A 15389-nucleotide genomic window follows, 5' to 3' on the forward strand; every position below is an offset into this window, starting at 1 on the left:
ACCGCGGAGGTAATGGCGGCGGTGGGGCCTCTGCGCGCAGGTCGCCGGGGCCGCTGGTCGAAGCTTGTTCGCGGCTCCGGGCCGTCCAGCACCTCGGGTTCTCGGCAGTCTGATCCGGCATCAGTGGCGGATCAGGTGCCTGGGCGGGGAGCGCGCAGGTGTTGGCGCCGGGCCAGCTCCTCGTCGTCGACCAGGGTGAGCATGGGCTGCCCCGGCGCACACATCATGGTGACGAGAAAGCGGCTTCGGGAGTCCGACCGGTTGTTCCCGTCCTGGTAGTGGATGACATCGCCGCCCGGCTCCCAGAACGTCTCCCCGGCCTTGATCACCCGTTCGGGCTCGCCTTCCAGCTCGAAGAGCATCTCGCCCTCCAGCATGTAGCCGAAAGCGGGTCCCGAGTGCCGGTGCGGAGGGGTGCCCGGGTCGCCGGGAGGGAACTCGATGAGGACGGTCATCGCCTCTGCCCCCTCCGGAACGGACGGCGGTTTCACCGACTGCAGCACAGTGAGCGCCGTCTTCCATGCTTCCGAGCGTGGTCGGCTCTCAGTGCTGTCCGCTGCCGGCTCGTCGTTCGACATGGTGAGGCCTCCGGTGGTGGGGCGGCTGGTTCAGGAGAGCCAGTCGCCGTAGTGGGTGGGGGCGATACGGGCGCCGCCCTTGGCGATCAGGGCGTCGCCCTGAACGACGGCGAACATGCCGGCGGTGTCGTCGGTGACGACCGTGCGGCCGTCGGGACGGGCGTTGAGGGTGATCCGGCCGAGTTCGTCGAGGGGAAGGACGTCGGGCCCGCCGATGTCGAGGGTGCCGTTCAAAGGGGCGCCGACAGCGACTTCGGCGACGGCGTCGGAGACGTCCTGGGCGGCGATCGGCTGGAGCGGGGTGGTGGGCAGGCGGACGGTGTCGCCCTCCGTGGTCCAGGACAGGACCGCGTCCATGAACTCCATGAACTGGGTGGCGCGCACGATCGAGTAGGGGATCGGTCCGGCCTTGAGGATGTCTTCCTGCAGGAGCTTGGCCCGGTAGTAGTCGAGGCCGGGCACCAGGTCCACGCCGACGATCGAGAGGATGACGACGTGGCCCACCCCGCCCTTCCGGGCGGCGGCCAGAAGGTTGTCCATCGAGGTCCGGAAGAACGCCGGTGAGGCGTCGTCGAAGGTCGGCGAATTCGTCAGGTTGACGACGACGTCGGCGCCGGCCACCGCCTCCGCCAGGCCCTGCCCCGAGATCACGTCGACACCTGTGGACAGCGAGTGCGGCACGGCCTCGTGCCCGGCCGCGTTCAGATTCTTCACGACCCGCGACCCGATCAGGCCGGTACCGCCGATGACTGCCAACTTCATGGGTCACCTTTCGTTCGCACACCGATGGGTCATGCGTCCAGACTGCGATGGTGCGGTGCGCGGCGCACGCGGACCGTGCGCTCCTGGGCATCCCGGTGGCGCTCACCCCCAGGGTTCCGCCACCCCGACATCCACGCGTGCGCGGCTCCCCGTGTGGCTCTCCTGGAGAGCCACACGGGGAGCCGACGGAAGCGGCCGTCACTCCGCGCCGGGGCGTTCCCGGGGCTCCTCCGGTTCGGGTTCCGGGGCGGCGGACGGGGAGGGGTGCGGCTCGGGTGACGACGGGCGAGTGCGGGCGGCCTCGGCCCGGATCAGGGCGTTCAGGGCTGCGAAGGGGTCGATGGGCATGGCTGTGGTCCTTGTGCGCGTGGGGGGGTGAGGAGTCGTGGGGGACCACGGCTCCTCAGCAGCGCAGGACCATGGACCTCGTCATGTGCGGCTGGGCGGGCGGCGGTGTGCGCGCGGGCGTGGCGCGGGCGCGGGCCGGGCCTGCGGCCGGGGGCCGGGCCGGGGTGCACCCCCGGGCCGCCCTCCCGCGCCGGCGTTCCGCGCGGCCGGGCGCGGGCTGTTCCGTCTCGGCGGTGTCCTGTTGGCCCTCACCGCCGGGGTCGGCGGGCGCGGAGGCCGGAGGGCGGGGTTCCGCGGCGCCCGGCGCGGCGGTCGCTGCGGCTGCATGCGGACCGAGTACGGCGGCGAGCGTCAGCAGCACGATCAGCGCCGTTCTCACGGCATGCGCGGCAGACCCGCCGAGGACGCAACGGTTCACGGGCACGACCTCCTGGACATGCCCTTTCCCGCGCGGCGCTCCGCCCCGGCCTTCCGCACCGGAGATCCGCTCGACCGGAGTACGCCCGTTCGCCCGTTACGCCGAATCGGCCGCGCTGGGCGATCGGGGGTCCTCCGCGGCGCCGAGCGGCACCTGCGGGCCCACCGCCTCGCCGGGGAACTCGCCGAGCCAGCGCCGCAGGACCTCGTGCACCCGCTCGGCTCCGACCAGGTCCCCGCCGCCCGCCACCGGTTCAGAGAGCGCGCACGGTGACAGCAGGAACGGGTAGGACTGTTCGCCGCCGAGCCCTCCGTGCGAGCCGATCTGCTCCTCGAAGGCGTGCACCCGGCCCGTTTCGGGGTCGTACATCGAGTTGACCATGATGTCGGCGACGTGCGGGAAGGAGTCGGTGCGCCGGACGGCGTCCGCCGCGCCGGGCCCGAAGGCCGCCAGCGGCCCCGAGCCGTCGAGCCGGTCCACGGGAAGCTCCGCCCCGTCCCTGCCGAGCACCACCGAGCCGTGCCGTTCACTGCGCACCAGCAGGAAGCCGATGCCGGGATGGTTGGCCAGGGTGCGCAGCAGGGCGGGGTGACGGCGGTCGATCTGCTCCTGGCTGAGCCGTCCGGGCAGCCCGGGGAAGGAGATCAGCCCCAGATTCCCGGAGGCGAGGACGATCGGGTCGGACCCGCCCTCCGCCATGGCCTCCGCCTCCAGCGGCCGGTGCAGTGCGCTGCGCACGGCGTCGCGGGCCGCGTCCCTGGCCTCCGCGCCGCTTTTGGTATGACCGGCCCTGCGGGACACCGGCAGCCCGCAGCCCGCTCGTACGAGGTCCTTCAGGGTCAGGCCGTACGCGGCCTCGAAGGTCTCGCCGGGGCTCTGGCCGTGGTCGGAGAGCAGCACGATCCGGTAGGTGCGGGGAGCGTGCTCGGCGACCTTGGCGATCAGCGCGACGGCCCGGTCGATCCGGGCCAGCACCTTCGCCGCGTCCCTGCTGTGCGGTCCCGAGTGGTGGGCCACCTCGTCGTAGCCGACGAGGTCGGCGTAGACGGCGGTGCGTCCGGCGAGCATGTCCCCGATCACGGCGGCGACCACCACGTCGCGTTCGACGACGGTCGCGAACGCCCGGATGAAGGGATAGAGGCCGCCTCGTGAGACCCGTGGCCGGTCGCCGCGCAGCCGGGAGCGGACCGACTGGCCGATCTCGCGGACGACTTCGGCGACGAAGGAGACGGCGGTGCGGACGGCGTTGGCGGGGTCGGAGAAGTAGGCGAAGTAGCCGGCCCGGGAGCGGTTGGCGCGGCCGCGCCGGGCGGTGATCGAGAGGACCAGTGCGAGCTGGTCGGCGCCGCCGCTGAAGAGGTTGCCGCGGCTGGCCCCGTCCGGGGCGAGCAGTCCGGCGTCGCGGGTGCGGGCGGCGGCGCGGCGCTGGAGTTCGGCGGCGCTCGCGGGGCGGTTGCTGACCATCAGCCGGCCGGTGTCCTTCTCGTACCAGCGGAAGCCGGGGACGTCGTGGTTGGAGCCGTGCAGGATGCCGAGCTGGGTGGCACCGGTCTGGCTGGACCAGTCGGTGCGCCAGCGGGTGAGCCGGTGCGACTCGTCCAGCCAGCGCGCCACGGTCGGCATCAGCCCGTCCTTGACGGCCTGTACGAGCATGGCGTGTCCGACCCCGTCGAGCTGGAGGAACAGAGTGCCGGGCGGGGCGTCTCCCTCGATTAGCCCGCCGCGCCTGCGGCGGCGCCGGTCGGCGAGCCGGTAGAGCCTGCGGCGGTAGGCGTTGTCGTCGCGGACGGCGAGCGCGGTGGAGGTGGCGGAGGCGACGGCGGACATGACGGCGGCGACCATGACCGCGGTCTCCGGCGCGGCGGCGCCGCGCCCGTCGGGGATCAGCCAGAGCGCGAGCAGCAGCAGCGAGCCGTTGAGGAAGAACACCAGCAGCCCGATGACCAGGGCCGGGACCAGCAGCAGCGCGCGGACGAGCACGGGCCAGACCAGCGCGCCGAGCAGACCGAAGACCCCGGCACCGAGGGCCGCGGTGATCGCCGTCCTGGTGACGCTGTCACCGCCGTGCGACTGGAGCTCGAAGTCCGGGAGGATCACGGCGAGCACGAGCATCGTGACGGTGGACACCGCCCACACCACGAGCACTCGCAGGAAGGCGCTGCCAGCGGTCCGCCATCGCCGTTCGCCCACGCGCCGTTCGCCCACGCGCCGTCACTGCCTTTCGCGTCGCTCCGTGTCCAGCGTGGCACAAAGCGGGCGGTCGGGCCGGGCCGGGCAGGGGCTCAGCAGCCGTCGTATCCGGCCGTCGGCATGGAGAGCCTGCGGTGCACGCTCGCCTTCTTCGCCGCGTCGTACGCCGGCTCGTCGAGCCCGGCGGTCTCCAGGCGCACACCGCGCCGTTCGCATTCGGCGGAGAAGTCGGGCACGGAGGTCAGGGCGCGGGCGAGGACCCGTTCGTTGGGGGCGACGAAGAGGTCGACGAGTCCGGCCTCGACATCGGCCCACAGGATGCCGTGGTCGGGGCGCAGTCCGTAGAACAGCAGCTCCCGGGTGACGACATAGCCCTTGTCGGCGGCCCAGCGTGCGCACATGGCGTGCTGGCTGCGGGTGTCGACGAGGAACGGGTCGCTGTCGAGTTCCTCCAGAGGGGTCAGGCTGGCGATCGCCGCCACTCGTACGTCGTCCATGACCCCAACCCCCTGCGTCCGGCTGCTGAACCCGACCCTACTCCGGGGGGCACGGCGCGAGACAGGCGCGTATCGGGGGGCCAGGGGGTGTCCGGTGGACGGCCGCCGGGCCCTGCGGCGCCTACCCTCGTACGAGGGCTTCTTACGAGGGCTCCTTACGGCGGCTTCTTCGGAGCGAGCGGGAGGCGGGTGCGTGCCGGTGGAGATCACCTGGTGGGGTCACGCCACCTGCACGGTCGAGGACTCCGGGGTCCGGGTGCTGACCGACCCGCTGTTCGTGTGGCGGCTCGCGCATCTGCGGCGCAGGCGGGGCGCGCTGCCGCCGCCGCGCGCCGCGGTCGCCGAGGTGGTGCTGGTCTCCCATCTGCACGGCGACCATCTGCACCTGCCGTCGCTGGCGCGGCTCGCCCGGGGGACGCGGCTGATCGTGCCGCGCGGGGCGACGGTCGCCGTGCCGGGGCTGGGCAGGCTGGGCGGGCTGCGGATCACCGAGGTGGTGCCGGGCGACGAAGTGGCGGTCGGAAAGCTGCTCGTACGGGCCGTACCGGCGCTGCACGACGGGCGGCGGCACCCGGTGGGGCGGCATCGCTCGCCCGCCCTGGGCTATGTGATCCGGGGTACGGCGCGGACGTACTTCGCCGGGGACACGGGTCTGTTCGACGGCATGGCGGACGCGGTCGGTCCGGTGGACGTGGCACTGCTGCCCGTGGGCGGCTGGGGGCCGTTCCTCGGGCACGGGCATCTGAATCCGGACCGGGCTGCGCGGGCGCTCGCCGCGCTGGCGCCGCGCGCGGCTGTGCCGGTGCACTACGGCACGTACTGGCCGATCGGGATGGACGCGGTCCGGCCGCACGAGTTCCACTCGCCCGGCGACGAGTTCGTACGGAAGGCGGCCCGGATGGCGCCGGAGGTCGCGGTGCACCGGCTGGGGCACGGCGAGAGTGTCCGGCCGGAGGTCGCCTGGTGAGGCTCGCGCTCGGGGAGGCGGCCGCGGTGACAGCCGTGGAGGTGGTGGGGGGCGTGGTCGGCGACATGGTCGGGCAGCTGCCGCCGGAGTCGACGCAGCAGGCCGTCGGCTATCCGTCACTGTTTCTGCTGGTGGCTCTGGGCGCGTTGGTGCCGGTGGTGCCGACAGGAGCGGTGGTGAGTTCGGCGGCGGTGGTGGCGCTCCATCAGACGGTGCCGATGTCGCTGCTGTTCGTCTTTCTGGTGGCGGCGCTGGCGGCGTTCCTCGGGGACGTGTCGCTGTACTGGCTCGGGCAGCGGGGTGTCGGTTCGAAGAACGGTTCGAAGTGGCTGGAGAGGCTGCGCGAGCGGGCGGCGCCGGACCGGCTCGCGCGGGCGCAGCGCGCTCTCGACGAGCACGGGTCGGCCGTTCTCGTGCTGTCCCGGCTGATCCCGGCCGGGCGGACCCCGGTCATGCTGGCCTGCCTGCTCGCCAGGATGCCGCTGGCCCGGTTCGCGCGCGCGGACGCCCCGGCGTGCCTGGCGTGGGCGGCGACGTACCAGCTGATCGGGATCCTCGGCGGCTCGCTGTTCGACGAGCCGTGGGAAGGGGTGGTGGCGGCCGTGGCACTGACGGTGGTGATCAGCGGGTTGCCGATGCTCTGGCGCCGGGTGCGGCGGCGCGGCTCATCCGGGGGTCAGCACGCGTGAGCCGCCGACCGGCAGGTCCCACAGCTCGTCGCGCGGGCGGCCGGTGTGCTCCCAGGCGGCGCGCAGGCGGGTGATCGGCTCCAGTACCGGTTCGGCGGACAGGACGAAGGTCGCCCAGTGCATCGGGGCCAGGTTGCGCGCGCCGAGGTCCTCGAAGGCCTGGAGGGCCTCCTCGGGGTCGGTGTGCACGGTGCTGAGCCACCAGCGCGGCACGTACGCCCCGATGGGGAGCAGCGCCAGGTCGATGCCGGGGTGGCGGCGGCCGATCTCCTTGAACCAGTGGCCGTATCCGCTGTCACCCGCGAAGTAGACCTGCTGGTGCCGCGCGTCGCTGAGGATCCAGCCGCCCCAGAGCGAGCGGCAGGTGTCGGTGAGGGACCGCTTGGACCAGTGGTGGGCGGGGACGAACGCGAACTGGACCGCCCCGCCACCGGGGGCGGGCAGCACGGCCGCCTCCCACCAGTCGAGCTCGGTGACCCGGGTGAAACGGCGGCGGCGGAACCAGCGGCCCAGGCCGGCGGGGACGAACAGCGGGGTGCGGCGCGGCAGCCGGGCGATGGTGGGGGCGTCGAGGTGGTCGTAGTGGTTGTGGCTGATGACCACCGCGTCGACGGTCGGCAGATCCTCCCAGCGCACGCCCACGGGGGTGAGCCGGGCCGGCGTTCCGAGGATCCTGCGGGACCATACGGGGTCGGTGAGCACGGTCAGCCCGCCGATCGTGACCACCCAGCTGGCGTGCCCGGCCCAGGTGACGGCAACGGTCTCGGGCCCGGCGGCGGGCAGCGGCCCCGGCGCGAACGGCAGTTGCGGAATGCCCACGAGCCCCGCGGCGGCGGGCCTGAGCGCCCCCTCCCTGGCCAGCCTGGCCATGGTCCGCACCCCGGGCAACGGCGCACTCAGCCGGTCGGCGAACGACCTCGGCCAACGCCGCGGCATCCCGACGGGGCGCAGGGCGGGCGGTGTCCGGGGCGGCAGAGGTACGGCCGCGGGCCGCTGTGCCGGGGGCTCGTGCGGGGGGCGCGACGCGGGCCGCTCCGCCGGGAGCTCGTGCGGGGGGCGCGACGCGGGCCGCTCCGCCGGGAGCCCGTGCCCCGTCGGCCCGAGCGGGGGCACGTGCGGCAGGTCCGACGCGGGTCCTTCCGCCAGAGGCTCGTACCTCGCCGGCCCGGCCGGAGGCTCGTGCACGCCCATCGGTACCTCCCGCTCGGCCGAGGGCGAGGCCGCGGCCTCGCCCTCGGCCGGAGGGACGGGCTGGACGGGTCCCGGCTGATGTGCGGCCGTCCGTGGGACGGCCGGATGCTCAGGCGCGGCGTGCGCGGCGTGCGCGGCGTGCGCGGCGTGCGCGGCATGGGCGGCATGGGCGGCATGGGCGGCATGGCCAGACGGAGGCTCTGCGCCCGCCCGCTCGGCCCGCGCGTCGTGTGGCTGCGGCGCCGGGGCGGGCCGTTGCGGTGGGCCGGGGTGACCCGTCGGGTACGTCCGGTCGGTTCGATCCGTCTGATCCGTCATCTGCGGCTCCGTTCAGCGCGGTCGGCTCCTCGCGGTTCGCGGTTCGCGGGTGGTGGTCATCGGAGTTCGTCGAATGCCGATCCGAAGGATGTCAAGGCCCGGGCGACATGCGGAAGTTCCACCGGAGCGGCCGAGGCGAGGGCCGCCAGGCGCTCCTCGCGGCTGTGCCCGAGGAGCGGGCCCGTGGACAGGCGGACGCGCAGTGCGCCGAGTTCGTCGCCGAAGCGGTGGCCGCCGGGGACCTGGGTGCCGAGGCGGTCGCTCAGGTACTCCTCGAGTTCCATGGAGTCGGTCACGCCCCGCGACGCGAGGCGGGAGCGCAGCGGGCCGAGGTCGGCGTACAGATGACGGCCAGCCTGCGGGGGCCGGGCCAGGGCGCCGGCGGCGAGGACCGCGCGGTGTGCCGCGGCCGCCACCTGGGCGTGCAGCGCGGCCGCCCCGGCGCACCGGGTGGTGACGTGCGCGGGCTCGCCGAGCGCGTGCGCGGCGGCGGCCGCGACCGGGCCGGCGACGAACGCCCCGAGCGCGGTGAGGATGTCGAGGACCCGGGCCCGCCGCCCCGCCGCGCTCTCGGTGGCGGGGAAGCGGGCGATCGCCACCGGCCAGGCGGCCGGGGCGAGCGCGCCCGACAGATCGCTGATGACGGTCACGTCGTCGGGGCACATCTCGGCGGGGCTGAGCAGCACCGTGTCGTGCGGCCGGTGCAGCGTGTCCCGCCAGGTCTCGTCGCTGATGATGTGCATCCCCTCGTCGACCGCCGCCTCGCAGGCCTCGCGGACGAGTTCGGGCGGGGGGACGGTGGCCGTGGGGTCATCGGCGACGGACAGCAGCAGCACGTGGGGCGTCCCGCCCTCGTGGCGGACCCGGCGTACGGTCTCCAGCAGCGCGTACGGGTCGGGCACGCCGCCGCACTCCGCCGGGGTCGGCACATGGTAGGCGGGCCGGCCCAGCAGCCGGGCCTGCGGTGTCCACCAGGCGGGGCAGGGGCGCGGCATGAGCACGTCGCCGCCGTGCGCGGCGAGCAGGGCGAGCAGCAGGGGCTGCACACCGGGCGCGGCCACGATGTCCTCGGGGCGGCCGTGCAGCCCTCGCCGCAGCCAGTACCCGCCGGCCGCCTGGCGCAGGACCGGTCCTCCGCCGGGCGGCTCGGGCGAGGTACGGCCCGCGGCGCCCGCGAGGACGTCGGCGAGTTCGGGGAGCACGGGCAGGCCGGGGTCGGGTGCGGGGGGACCGTAACGAACCGGACCACGGCCTTCCGGATCCACCGGTCCACCGTCCGCCGGCTCCCCGTGCACCGGTCCACCGTCCGCCGGCTCCCCGTGCACCGGTTCACCGCCCGCCGGCTCCCGCTCCACCGGCTCCCGGTACGTGGCTTCCCGGTCCACCGGCTCCCGGTCCGCCGGTTCCGGATCCGGACGCTCAGGGTCCGTCCTGCGCATGCGTCCACCTCCCGTACCGGCCCGCCCTTGTGCCCTTTATACGAAGGTTCCGGAGGTTTCGCCGCTCAGATCACCGTGACCGGATGACGCACGACCGCGTCGAACAGATACCCCTGGGTGTTGTGGACGGTCCGCACCGGCTGCGTGTTGCCCGCCGCGTCCGTCGCCCGCGCGAGCAGCACCGCCTCCCCCGCACGCCGCGGCCGCCACTGGGCCGTCCAGCGCACCCAGCCGTCGCGACGCGGGGTGTCCCGCAACCGCGCCGGCCGCCAGCGGGTACCGTCCGTGCTGATCTCCACCCGGCGTACGGGCGCCGCACCCGACCAGGCGCGGCCGGTGAGCAGCCGCGGCTCCCCCGCCTCGACCGTCGCGCCGAACGGCAGCTCGAACACGCTCTTGATGGTCTGACGAGTCAGCGGTGCGCTGCCCCCGGGCGGGTACGCCGCGCCGAACAGCCGGTAGTTCTCGGTGTTCCAGGGCGAGCTCAGCGGAGCCGTGCTGACCTCGATGTCGCCGACCCACTTGATGGAGGCGATCCCGATCCAGGACGGCACGATCACCCGGACCGGATAGCCGTGGTCGTACGGCAGCGGCTCACCGTTCATCTCGTACGCGAGGATCACGCCGTCCAGCGCCTTGCCGAGCGGCAGCGGGCGGCGGACCCGGCCGAGGCTGACGCCGCCCGTGACGTACTCGTCGTCCAGGCCGCGCGGCATCACGTCCACCGCGTCGGAGGCGACCCCGGCGCGTCGCAGCACGTCCGCGAGCCGCACGCCGCGCCAGCGGGCGGCGCCGATCGCGCCCAGGGTCCAGGCGGTTCCGCTGACGGTCTCGCCCTGCTGGGTGGTGTAGAGGCTGCGGCCGTTGCCCGCGCATTCGAGGAACGCGGTGCGGGTGACAGACGGCAGCGCGCGCAACTGGCCGTAGCTGAACTCGACCGGGCGGCTCCCGTGTAGTCCGCTGCCCCAGATCGTGAGCCTCCAGTCCGTCTCGTTCAGGACGGGGGTGGAGGTGTGGTTGCGTACGAAGAAACGGTCGGCGGGAGTGAGCGGGCCGGTGTCGTGGAACGACGCGAAGTTCGACTCCGCGTTGGTGCCGCGGACGGTGAACAGAGCGGGCGGCAGCGGCTTGACGATGCCGGTGGCGGCGGCCGCCGCCGGGGCAGCCGCGCCGGCGAGGGCACCGGCGGCCACGGGTGCGGCGGCGAACAGCTTGAGCAATGAACGTCGGTCGGGCATGCGGGCAGGCTGAATCGTCACGGCGCTCCTCGAAGGGCGTGGCAAAGCAAGGAAGAAGACAAGAATGAAGAGAAGAGAAGAGAGGGGTCGTCAGCGACAACAGCCGCGCGGCGGCACAAGGCGGCGCGAAACAGCGGCGGAGTCCTGCCTGTCGACGACCATGCCGCGATCCTAGGCCGCCCGGCCCGCCCCGTCAGCGGCTTTCGCGACTCACCCGGCTCAGGGGTGGCGCCCCAGCATGCACAGCAGCTTCGTCTGCGCGTCCGCTCCCGCCGGGGGCTCCACGGGGGCTGCGAACAGCCCGCTCTTGACAAGGTCGGCGGCGTAGGGCGACACCTCCCGCCGGACGAAGTCGACCAGCTCGTCGGGGAGCGTCTCGTCCGCGCCGATGCCCCGGGACAGGTCCCAGGCGTGGACGACCGCGTCGGCCACCATCTGCGCGCAGTACGCGGTGACCGGACTGTCCCCGTACGACAGTTCCACCGTCCGCTCCAGCGCGCCGGGTTCGTTGAAGGCCGCCTTGGCGGCGGAGGCGGCGCGGTCCCAGGTGACGGCGGGGTGGTCGCCCAGGACGTCCCCGTCGAAGGCGTCGCCGACGTCGGCGATGGTGCGGCCCTCGCCGACCAGGGGCGGGACCCAGAGCTGCTCCACGGTCACATGGTTCACGAGATCCCGTACGGACCATTCGGCGCAGGGCGTCGGGGCGTCCCACTGGTCGGCCCGGACGGCGTGCACCCGGTCGGTGAAGAGGGCGAGGGCCTCGGCGTGCCGGTCCAGGAGTCGGTCGTCCGTACGGTCCGTGGAGTCCATAGGGTCCACTGTGCTCCCGCCCCCTCGCCGACGCGAGCGCTCCGGCCCGCGCAACGGGGTGAGTCCGTACCGGACGCGCATGGGTCATGGGCGGGCCGGGTACGCGCGTTCTGTGTCCGGACCCGACTCCTCCGCCCTGCTCGCGCGCCTCGCCTCCCGGCTCGGCGGGTGGGACCGGCGAGCCTTCCACGCGGTCGCCACCCACCACTGGCCCAGCGGCGATCGCGTCCTGCCGAAGCTCAGCCACAGTGCCGACCACGGGCGCCTGTGGTTCGGCACGGCCGCCGTCATGGCGCTGGCAGGGCGTGACACCCGGGCGCGGCGGGCCGCCGTGCGGGGCGTCGCCTCGCTGGCGCTCGCCTCCGTGACGGTCAACACCGTGGGCAAGCGGTCGTTCGGCAGGGCGAGGCCGCTGCTCGACGCGGTTCCGCTCGTCCGGCAGTTGAAGCGGCAACCTTTCACCACGTCCTTCCCTTCCGGGCACTCGGCCTCGGCCGCGGCCTTCGCGACCGGTGTGGCGATGGAGTCCAAGGGGTGGGGCGCGGCGGTCGCGCCCGTGGCCGCCGCCGTGGCGCTGTCCCGGGTGTACACGGGCGCGCACTTTCCCGGCGATGTGCTGGTGGGCGTGTCGCTCGGCGTGGGGGCGGCGTTCGCGGTGCGCGGTCTCGTACCGTCGCGCGCTCAGCTGCCTCCGCCGGGGCGGCCGCACATCGAGGCGCCCGCGCTGCCGGGCGGCCGGGATCTGGTCGTCGTCGTCAACCGTTCGGCGGGCTCGGCGGAGAGCGCGAGGCTCCTGAGGAACGCGCTGCCGCAGGCCCGGCTGGTGGAGTGCGCGCCGCAGGAGCTCGATGCGGCCCTGGAGGAAGCCGCGGCGCACTGCCGGGCGCTCGGTGTCCTGGGTGGCGACGGCACGGTCAACCGGGCGGCGGTGGTCGCCGCGCGCAAGGGTCTGCCGCTCGCGGTGTTCCCTGGCGGCACGCTGAACCACTTCGCGTACGACCTGGGCGTGGAGAAGCTCCAGGACACCTGCCGGGCCCTGGCCTCGGGCGACGCCGTCCGGGTCGATCTGGGCCGGTTCAGGCCCGGACCCGGCGGCGCGTCGGAGGGCCACTTCCTCAACACCTTCAGCCTGGGCGTCTATCCGGAGCTGGTGCGGATCCGGGAGCACTGGGCGCCGCGCATCGGCGGCTGGCCGGCCGGGGTGCTGGCGGCGGTGCGGACGTTGCGCGGCGAGCACCCGCTGGAGGCGGAGCTGCACGGGCAACGGCGGCCGCTGTGGCTGCTGTTCGCGGGCAACGGCGTGTACCAGCGGGTCGGGCCCACGCCGGGCAGGCGGCGCGATCTGGCCGACGGACTGCTCGACGTACGCGTGGTGCACGGCGGCCGGGGCCCGGGGCTGCGGCTGCTCGCGGCGGCGCTCGCGGGGCCGCTGAGCCGCTCCCCCGCGCATGCGGCGGTACGGCTGCGGCGGCTGCGGATCTCCGGCCTCGCGCCCGGCACTCCCCTCGCATACGACGGTGAAGTCACCGAGTCCCCAAGCGAGTTGGTGGTGGACAAGGCGGGCGAGGCGCTGGTCGTGTACTGCCCGCCGTAGGGACCGCTCACCGCGCGGCACCCAACACGTAAGTCCACATATCAAGACGCCGATCTCATCATTCGACACGTGGGCGTACCGTGGCCGTACCACTTCACGAGAGGGAGTACGGCCATGGCGAAGGACACCGCTGTCTACACCCACGGGCACCACGAGTCGGTGCTGCGCTCGCACCGCTGGCGGACCGCCGCCAACTCCGCGGCGTACCTGGTCCCCGAACTGCGCCCCGGCATGGACGTGCTGGACATAGGCTGCGGCCCCGGCACGATCACGGCCGATCTGGCGGCCCTGGTCGCGCCCGGCACGGTCACCGCGGTCGACGCCGCGGCCGAGGTGCTGGAGCAGGCCCGCGAGGTGGCGGCCGAACGCGGGCTGGACAACGTCCGCTTCGCGGTCGCCGATGTCCACGCACTGGACTTCCCCGACGATTCCTTCGACGTCGTCCACGCCCACCAGGTGCTGCAGCACGTCGGCGACCCGGTGCGGGCGCTGCGCGAGATGCGGCGGGTCTGCCGTCCCGGCGGCGTCGTCGCGGCGCGCGACAGCGACTACGGGGCCTTCACCTGGTTCCCCGAGGTGCCGGGCCTGGACGACTGGCAGGAGCTGTACCACCGGGTGGCCAGGGCGAGCGGCGGCGAACCGGACGCCGGCCGCAGGCTGTTCTCCTGGGCGCGGGCCGCGGGCTTCACCGACATCACCGCGACCGCCACCGCCTGGTGCTTCAGCACACCCGAGGAGCGCGCCTGGTGGAGCGGCCTGTGGGCGGACCGTACGACGGCCTCGTCCTACGCGGAACTGGCGGTGGCCGGCGGGCACGCGAGCGCCGCCGAGCTGACCGCCGCCTCCGAGGCCTGGCGGGAGTGGGGGCGGCAGGACGACGCGTGGTTCCTGGTGCCGCACGGCGAAGTGATCTGCCGCGTGTGACTGCCGCGCCGGCAGGGCGCCAACTACCCTCGGCCGTATGGAGATCATCGGAACCACGCTGCGCATCTGCGTCGACGATCTGGACACGTCGGTCGCCTTCTACGAACGCCTCACCGGCGCGGAGGCGCTCCGCTTCGAACGCGGCGGGGTCGCGGTGGCGGCTGTCGGCTGCTTCCTGCTGATGAGCGGCCCCGAAGCGGAGTTGGAGGTGCTGCGGAAGGTGACGGCAACGATCGCGGTCGCCGATGTGGACGACGCGCACAGCAGGCTCACCGACGTCGGCGCCAAGGTGATCGCGGGCCCGGTGCCGACGCCGGTGGGCCGCAACCTGATCGCGGTCCATCCGGACGGGTCCGTCTTCGAGTACGTGGACCGCAAGGGCGTCGCGTAGGGCACGGACTCGGAGCAGAGGACACGGGTGCCTACGGGTCCGGAGGCGCCCGTCGCTCCGTCCGGGGCCGGCGAGTCAGTCCTCGGCGAGGGCCCCGACGACCAGGTCCGCCAGGAGCGCCCCGGCCGTGCCGTCCGGGTCGAGGTCGGGGTCGTAGATGGTGACGTTGAGGCCGACACAGCGGTCGGAGCGCACCAACGTCCGCAGCAGCGGGAGGAGTTCGTCCGGCAGCAGCCCGTCGGGATCGGGGCTGTCGACGGCGGGCATGACGGACGGGTCGAGCACGTCGGCGTCGAGGTGCACCCAGAAGCCTTCCAGAGCGGGCACTTCGAGGCTCAAGGCCGCGGCTCCCGAGAGGTCGGCCGCGCCCCACTGCCTGATCTCCCCGACGGTCACGGTCGGGATCTTCAGCCCGGCGAGCTCCTCGCGGTCCTCGTCGCCGTCGCGCATGCCGAAGAGCCGGATGTCCTCGTCGCGCAGATACGGCCGCAGCCCCTCCAGATCGGTGAGATCGTCCTGCCCCCGCCCGGTCGCGAGGGCCAGCTCCTCGCCGCCCGCCGCGCCGACGCGGTCGGAGTTGCCCGGGTGCCGGAAGTCGGCGGAGGCGTCGACGGCGGCCAGTCCGTAGCGGCCGAGGCGGCGCAGGGCGAGGGAGGCGCCGAGCTGGATGGAGCAGTCGCCACCCAGCACGAGCGGGAAATCACCGGCACGCAGATGGTGCTCGATGCGGTCGGCGAGCTTCGGCGTGTACGCGGCGAGCGCCGCGGCGTTGAAGACGCCGTCGCCCTCCTGCCAGTCGCCACGGTCGTAGCGAGGCGGGACGACGACTCCGCCGTCGAAGGCCCGAAGACGCTGGACGATTCGCTGTTCGCGCAGGGCTCCGGCGAGCTTGTAGCAGCCGGGCACGGTGCCGGGGGCCGGCGGGCGCAGGCCGAGGTTGGAGGGCGCGTCGATCACCACGATGTTCCGCATGCCGGACATCCTCGCCGCCACGCTCCTGATCTTCAATCAATTCACGATCTTGTCTGACAAGTG

At 73.9% G+C, this 15389-nt stretch carries 16 protein-coding genes; 5 read left to right on the forward strand and 11 right to left on the reverse strand.

Features of this window, described 5'->3' with window-relative positions:
* Positions 1-131: 131 nt before the first annotated feature.
* From ABT342_RS08100 to ABT342_RS08125, 6 genes are all read right to left on the reverse strand, one after another.
* Entirely contained in the window at positions 132-578 is a 447-nt protein-coding gene (locus ABT342_RS08100; RefSeq protein ID WP_351568721.1) for a cupin domain-containing protein, read from the reverse strand.
* 30 nt (positions 579-608) lie between these two features.
* Positions 609-1340, reverse strand: a complete 732-nt coding sequence (locus ABT342_RS08105; RefSeq protein WP_351568723.1) for an SDR family oxidoreductase — start codon at positions 1338-1340, stop codon at positions 609-611.
* A gap of 198 nt (positions 1341-1538) precedes the next feature.
* Positions 1539-1688 (reverse strand): hypothetical protein, encoded by a 150-nt coding sequence (locus ABT342_RS08110; protein WP_351568726.1) that lies wholly within the window; start codon positions 1686-1688, stop codon positions 1539-1541.
* A gap of 55 nt (positions 1689-1743) precedes the next feature.
* The gene (locus ABT342_RS08115) at positions 1744-2106 is read right to left on the reverse strand and encodes a hypothetical protein (protein WP_351568728.1); all 363 of its coding nucleotides are present in this window, start codon (positions 2104-2106) and stop codon (positions 1744-1746) included.
* Between the two features lie 96 nt (positions 2107-2202).
* Positions 2203-4296 (reverse strand): phage holin family protein, encoded by a 2094-nt coding sequence (locus ABT342_RS08120; protein WP_351568899.1) that lies wholly within the window; start codon positions 4294-4296, stop codon positions 2203-2205.
* 92 nt (positions 4297-4388) lie between these two features.
* Positions 4389-4793 (reverse strand): hypothetical protein, encoded by a 405-nt coding sequence (locus ABT342_RS08125; protein ID WP_351568730.1) that lies wholly within the window; start codon positions 4791-4793, stop codon positions 4389-4391.
* Positions 4794-4986: 193 nt separating this feature from the next.
* Here ABT342_RS08125 and ABT342_RS08130 point away from each other — a divergent pair, with 193 nt between their 5' ends.
* Together ABT342_RS08130 and ABT342_RS08135 are read left to right on the forward strand one after the other, a co-directional pair.
* A complete protein-coding gene (locus ABT342_RS08130; protein ID WP_351568733.1) occupies positions 4987-5760 on the forward strand; it encodes an MBL fold metallo-hydrolase in 774 nt (257 codons plus the stop codon).
* Between the two features lie 65 nt (positions 5761-5825).
* On the forward strand, positions 5826-6449 hold the full coding sequence (locus tag ABT342_RS08135) for a DedA family protein (RefSeq protein ID WP_351568901.1): 624 nt from the start codon (positions 5826-5828) through the stop codon (positions 6447-6449).
* Here the strand turns inward: ABT342_RS08135 and ABT342_RS08140 are convergent.
* From ABT342_RS08140 to ABT342_RS08155, 4 genes are all read right to left on the reverse strand, one after another.
* Positions 6426-7640: an MBL fold metallo-hydrolase gene (locus ABT342_RS08140; RefSeq protein ID WP_351568904.1), complete on the reverse strand. Its 1215-nt coding sequence runs from the start codon at positions 7638-7640 to the stop codon at positions 6426-6428. The two genes, ABT342_RS08135 and ABT342_RS08140, sit on opposite strands and share 24 nt — an antisense overlap.
* A gap of 374 nt (positions 7641-8014) precedes the next feature.
* The gene (locus ABT342_RS08145; RefSeq protein WP_351568736.1) at positions 8015-9397 is read right to left on the reverse strand and encodes an aminotransferase class I/II-fold pyridoxal phosphate-dependent enzyme; all 1383 of its coding nucleotides are present in this window, start codon (positions 9395-9397) and stop codon (positions 8015-8017) included.
* Between the two features lie 65 nt (positions 9398-9462).
* Positions 9463-10635, reverse strand: a complete 1173-nt coding sequence (locus ABT342_RS08150; protein ID WP_351568738.1) for a sulfite oxidase — start codon at positions 10633-10635, stop codon at positions 9463-9465.
* Between the two features lie 219 nt (positions 10636-10854).
* Entirely contained in the window at positions 10855-11445 is a 591-nt protein-coding gene (locus ABT342_RS08155) for a TIGR03086 family metal-binding protein (protein ID WP_351568740.1), read from the reverse strand.
* 79 nt (positions 11446-11524) lie between these two features.
* Here ABT342_RS08155 and ABT342_RS08160 point away from each other — a divergent pair, with 79 nt between their 5' ends.
* The 3 genes from ABT342_RS08160 to ABT342_RS08170 all read left to right on the forward strand — a co-directional run bounded on the left by ABT342_RS08160 (position 11525) and on the right by ABT342_RS08170 (position 14354).
* Positions 11525-13039, forward strand: coding sequence for a bifunctional phosphatase PAP2/diacylglycerol kinase family protein (locus ABT342_RS08160; protein ID WP_502965483.1), 1515 nt, complete (start codon positions 11525-11527; stop codon positions 13037-13039).
* Between the two features lie 114 nt (positions 13040-13153).
* Positions 13154-13963: a class I SAM-dependent methyltransferase gene (locus ABT342_RS08165; protein WP_351568746.1), complete on the forward strand. Its 810-nt coding sequence runs from the start codon at positions 13154-13156 to the stop codon at positions 13961-13963.
* Positions 13964-14000: 37 nt separating this feature from the next.
* Positions 14001-14354, forward strand: coding sequence for a VOC family protein (locus ABT342_RS08170; RefSeq protein WP_351568749.1), 354 nt, complete (start codon positions 14001-14003; stop codon positions 14352-14354).
* 75 nt (positions 14355-14429) lie between these two features.
* Here ABT342_RS08170 and ABT342_RS08175 read toward each other — a convergent pair whose 3' ends face one another.
* Entirely contained in the window at positions 14430-15326 is an 897-nt protein-coding gene (locus tag ABT342_RS08175; RefSeq protein WP_351568752.1) for an arginase family protein, read from the reverse strand.
* Between the last annotated feature and the right edge of the window lie 63 nt (positions 15327-15389).

It is taken from the genome of Streptomyces sp. NPDC000410 (genome assembly GCF_040300305.1).
Taxonomy (GTDB): domain Bacteria; phylum Actinomycetota; class Actinomycetes; order Streptomycetales; family Streptomycetaceae; genus Streptomyces.